At 71.0% G+C, this 4,807-nt stretch carries 3 protein-coding genes and 1 pseudogene; 3 read left to right on the plus strand and 1 reads right to left on the minus strand.

Features of this window, described 5'->3' with window-relative positions; translation table 11 throughout:
* Positions 1 to 441 (minus strand): annotated as a pseudogene (locus D180_RS15740) (aminotransferase); the annotation flags it as partial.
* 706 nt (positions 442 to 1,147) lie between these two features.
* Between D180_RS15740 and ligA the strand changes: the two are divergent.
* The 3 genes from ligA to D180_RS15755 all read left to right on the plus strand — a co-directional run.
* Positions 1,148 to 3,664, plus strand: coding sequence for an NAD-dependent DNA ligase LigA (ligA, locus tag D180_RS15745; RefSeq protein ID WP_017913555.1), 2,517 nt, complete (start codon positions 1,148 to 1,150; stop codon positions 3,662 to 3,664).
* Entirely contained in the window at positions 3,661 to 4,146 is a 486-nt protein-coding gene (locus D180_RS15750) for a GNAT family N-acetyltransferase (protein WP_017913556.1), read from the plus strand. Before ligA ends, D180_RS15750 begins: the two co-directional genes overlap by 4 nt.
* Positions 4,146 to 4,807: amino acid--tRNA ligase-related protein (locus D180_RS15755; RefSeq protein WP_017913557.1), on the plus strand; the 662-nt coding region annotated here is incomplete at its 3' end. The genes D180_RS15750 and D180_RS15755, both read left to right, overlap by 1 nt.

Here is a 4,807-nt window from a genome sequence, read left to right on the forward strand (position 1 = left end):
GCCATGCGCGGCAGCCACATCGGCCACTGCCTCGAAGGTCGGATCGGCCACCACCACGCCGGCGCGCGGCGTGGTGAAGGCGCGCGCGGCGCGCGCCAGCGGCTCGCTGGAGCCGGGATACACGGCAACGTGGTCGGCCGGCAGGCGCTGCTGGCCGACGAAGGCGGCGATCAGCTCGTCCGACAGCTCGAACAGATAGCGCCCGCTGCGCGGCAGGATCGCCTGTGCCGCGGCCAGCGCCGCGGGCGAAGGGCCTAGCGGGCATTCGTTGAAGTTCAGGTACACCGTGCCGGCCGCCGGCGCCACGCCGGGTGTGGCGGCAGCGGCGGCGTCTGCCTTGCGCCGCGCCGCCTCGGCAACGGGGGCCAAGCCCACGGCGCCGAGCGCCAGACCGGAGGTAGCCAGGGACAGGAAGGAACGGCGCGAGACCGGTAGCGACACGTGGCTCTCCAGAGCGGGCGGGGGAGGTCACGTTAACGAGGTGTTAATGGCGGGGCAAGGGAGTGAGGGGCCGGGATTTGGGATTTCGGGATGGGCTTGAGGCTGGGATTGGGGATTGGGGATGGGCAAAAGCCGGGTGATGAGGTCGATGGCGCTGCGCGCTCCGTACCCTCACCCCAACCCCTCTCCCGGTGGGAGAGGGGCTTTGGACTTTTCCTTCTCCCCTTGGGAGAAGGTGCCCCGCAGGGGCGGATGAGGGTGCGGGCGAAGCCTCGTATCGCAAGATCGTTGCAGGCGCTTTGCGCCCCGGACCCTCACCCCAACCCCTCTCCCGGTGGGAGAGGGGCTTTGGACTTTTCCTTCTCCCCTTGGGAGAAGGTGCCCCGCAGGGGCGGATGAGGGTGCGGGCGAAGCCTCGTAGCGCCAGGTCGTTGCAGGCGCTGTGCGCTCCGTACCCTCACCCCAACCCCTCTCCCGGTGGGAGAGGGGCTTTGGACTTTTCCTTCTCCCCTTGGGAGAAGGTGCCCCGCAGGGGCGGATGAGGGTGCGACCGCCGCCGACGCGAGAAGTCCGAGCTTGGGCTCTTGCGAATCCCCACTCCCAACGCGCCAATCCCAGCCGTCAAGCCACCCCCAATCCCGACTCCCCAATCCCAGCCTTCAAGCTACTATCGCCCCCCTCTCCGTTACCCCCATTTCCGCTGCGCATGACCGCAATTCCCGATCCCCAGCAGCGTGCCGCCGACTTGCGTCAGCGCATCGACGACGCCAACCATCGCTACTACGTGCTCGACGACGCGTCGATTCCCGATGCCGAGTACGACGCGCTGATGCGCGAGTTGGAGGCCCTGGAAGCCGCGCACCCGGAGCTGGCCAGCGCGGACTCGCCGACGCGCAAGGTCGGTGCGCGGCCGGATGGTGGCTTTCCCGAAGTGCGCCACGCGATCCCGATGCTCTCGCTGGCCAATGCCTTCGAAACCCCGGGCGTGGCCGAGGACGCCGACGACCGCACGCGCTTCGCCGAGGTCGCCGATTTCGAGCGCCGCATCGAGCGCGAACTGGACCTGGCCGCGCCGGTGTTCTCGGTGGAACCGAAGCTCGATGGCCTGGCGATCAGCTTGCGCTACGAGGACGGCGTGTTCGTGCAGGGCGCCACCCGCGGCGACGGCAGCACCGGCGAGGACGTCACCGCCAATCTGCGCCAGGTGCGTTCGGTGCCGCTGAAGCTGCGCGACCTCGGCGTGCCGCCGCCGGCGGTGCTGGAAGTGCGCGGCGAGATCTACATGCCGCGCGCCGCCTTCGCCGCGTGGAACGCGCAGGCGCTGGAGCGTAATGAAAAGCTGCTGGCCAACCCGCGCAACGGCGCCGCCGGCTCGCTGCGCCAGCTCGATCCGGCGGTGACCCGGCGCCGGCCGCTGGCGTTCTTCGCCTACTCGGTGGGCGAGGTCCGCGGCCTGGAACTGCCCGAAACCCATTCGCAGACGCTGCAACTGCTGCGCGACTACGGCTTCCCCGTCGCCCCGGAGGCGGACAGCGCCACCGGCTTCGACGGCCTGATCGCCTATTTCCGCCGCATCGGCGCCGCCCGCGACAGCTTGCCGTACGACATCGACGGCGTGGTCTACAAGCTCGACGACTACGACCAGCAGGAGGCGATGGGCTTCGTCTCGCGCGCGCCGCGCTGGGCGCTGGCGCACAAGTTCCCAGCGCAGGAACAGTCCACCGTGCTGCGCGCGATCGAGGTGCAGATCGGCCGCACCGGCGCGGTCACCCCGGTGGCGCGGCTGGAGCCGGTACAGGTCGCCGGGGTCACCGTCACCAACGCCACCTTGCACAACGCCGACCAGATCGCGCGGCTGGATGTGCGCGAGGGCGACACCGTGATCGTGCGCCGTGCCGGCGACGTGATCCCGGAAGTGGTGCGGGTGATCGAGGAACGGCGTCCGCCGGGCACAGCGCCGTGGACGATGCCGGCGACCTGCCCGGTGTGTGGCTCCGAGCTGGTCAAGGAAGAGGACGCGGTGGCCTGGCGCTGCAGTGGCGGCCTGGCCTGTGCGGCGCAGCGCAAGGAGGCCGTGCGGCACTTCGCCTCGCGCCGCGCCATGGACATTGAAGGCCTGGGCGAGCGCCAGGCCGATGCTCTGGTCGAGTTCGGCTTCGTGCAGTCGCTGGCCGACCTGTACGCCTTGAGCGTGGAGGACCTGGTACGGATGAAGGCCGCGCTGGACGCGGCCACCGCCGCCGACCTGCTGCAGGCGGTGGAGGACAGCAAGGGCGCGCTTGCGCTGGACGCGGCCGGCCGCGCCGCGTTGGAGGACGAGGCCGCCCAGTGGCGGCACGCCGACTTCCTGCGCGCGCACCTGACAGTGGACCTGGGGGGCAAGCTCGCGACCAAGTGGGCCGAGAATCTGGTCGCCGGCATCGACGCCAGCCGTGCCACCACGCTGCCGCGTTTCCTGTTCGCGCTGGGCATTCCGCACCTGGGCGAGACCACGGCCAAGGCGCTGGCCTACTGGCTGGGCTCGCTGGCGTTCGTGCGCAGCACCCCGGCGGTGCTGCTGCAGGCCTTGCCGGATATCGGCGGCGAGGTGGCGCGCTCGATCGCCACGTTCTTCGAACAACCCGGCAACGCCGCGGTGGTCGATGCGCTGATCGCCGCCGGCATTCGCTTTTCCGACGAGGGCACGCCGCCGGCGGAACTGCGCGAGCGCTTGGATCTGGCGCATCTGCTGGGCACGCTGCCGGTGGACAAGCTCGGCGGCAAGAGCGCGCAGCGCCTAGCCGCCACCTACGGCACGTTGCACGCGTTGTTGGGCGCCAACGAAAGCGGCTGGACCGGGGCGGGGCTGTCCACGGCCGGCGCCGCCAACCTGGCTGCGTACCTGGCCGATCCGGCACAGAAGCAGGCGCTGTTGGACGCCGAGGCGGCGATGCAACGCCTGCTCGATGCCGCGCCGGCGCAGACGCAGCGTCGCGCCGGCCCGCTGGACGGGCAGACCGTGGTGCTGACCGGCACCCTGACCGCGCTGACCCGCGACGAGGCCAAGGCACGACTGGAGGCGCTTGGCGCCAAGGTCGCCGGCAGCGTCTCGAAGAAGACCGCGTTCGTGGTCGCCGGCGAGGCCGCCGGTTCCAAGCTCGACAAGGCGCAGGAGCTGGGCGTGGCGGTGTGGGACGAGGCGCAGTTGCTGGCGTTCCTGCAGTCGCAGGGGCAGGGCGCATGAGCGCGCTTGGCACCACGCAGGAGGAACTGCGCTGGCGCACCGCCAACGCGGCCGATGAGCCAGCCTTGCTGGCGATGCTGCAGGCGTTCTACGCCGAGGACGGCATCGCGTTCGACGCCGAGCGCGTGGCGCGCGGCCTGCAGGCGCTGCTGACGCAGCCGACACTGGGCGAGGCGCTGCTGTGGCTGGCGCCGGACGGCGCGGTGGTGGGCTATGCGCTGATCACCGCCTGTTTCAGCGTCGAACTGGGCGGGCGCTATCTGCTCCTCGACGAGTTGTACCTGGGCCCGGCCGCACGCGGCCGCGGCTGGGGCCGGCGCGCGGTGGCGCTGGTCGAGGCGCGCGCCCGCGCGCTGGGCGTGGACATGCTGCGGATGGAGGTCAATCACCACAACGCCGTCGCCAAGCGCCTGTACCTGGGCCTGGGCTATCGCGACGACGCGCGCGACCAGCTGAGCCGCCGGCTCGACACGGCGCCGTGATGGACCTGCTGTCCACCCTGCAATTGCGCGCCCGGCTCAATGCCGCCATCCGCGGCTTCTTCGCCGCGCGCGGCGTGCTGGAAGTGGAAACCCCGATGCTGTCGGCGGCCGGCAATACCGAGCCGAACATCGACAGCTTCCAGACCCGCTTCAGCGGCCATGTCGACGCCGGTCCGGCGCTGCGCTGGCTGCGTACCTCGCCCGAGTATCCGCTGAAGCGGCTGCTCGCCGCCGGCATCGGCGATTGCTACGAACTGGGGCGGGTGTTCCGCAACGGCGAGGCCGGCGGCCGCCACAATCCCGAGTTCACCATGCTCGAGTGGTACCGGGTCGGCTGGGATCACCGGCAACTGATCGAGGAGACCGTGGAGCTGGTGCGCACGGCGCTGGCCCTGGTCGGGCGCAGCGTCACGCTGCAGGTGCTCAGCTATCGCGAGCTGTTCCAGCAGGGGCTGGACCTGGATCCATTCGCTGCGCCGTTGGAGGCGCTGCAGCAGCCGCTACGCGAGATCCGCATCGATGCCGACGGCCTGGGCCGCGACGACTGGCTGGACCTGCTGATGACCCACTGCCTGCAGCCGGCGTTCCCGGCCGACCGCCTCACCGTGGTCCACGACTGGCCGGCCAGCCAGTGCGCGCTGGCGCGCGTGCGCGACGGCGA

The sequence above is a fragment of the Xanthomonas sp. SHU 166 genome, from assembly GCF_000364685.1.
Classification (GTDB): Bacteria; Pseudomonadota; Gammaproteobacteria; order Xanthomonadales; family Xanthomonadaceae; genus Xanthomonas_A; species Xanthomonas_A sontii.

What these genes read in the sequence shown, in the direction of transcription:
- ligA (WP_017913555.1), top strand. Translation starts at nt 1,148, where the DNA reads ATGACCGCAATTCCCGATCCCCAGCAGCGTGCCGCCGACTTGCGTCAG.
- D180_RS15750 (WP_017913556.1), top strand. Translation starts at nt 3,661, where the DNA reads ATGAGCGCGCTTGGCACCACGCAGGAGGAACTGCGCTGGCGCACCGCC.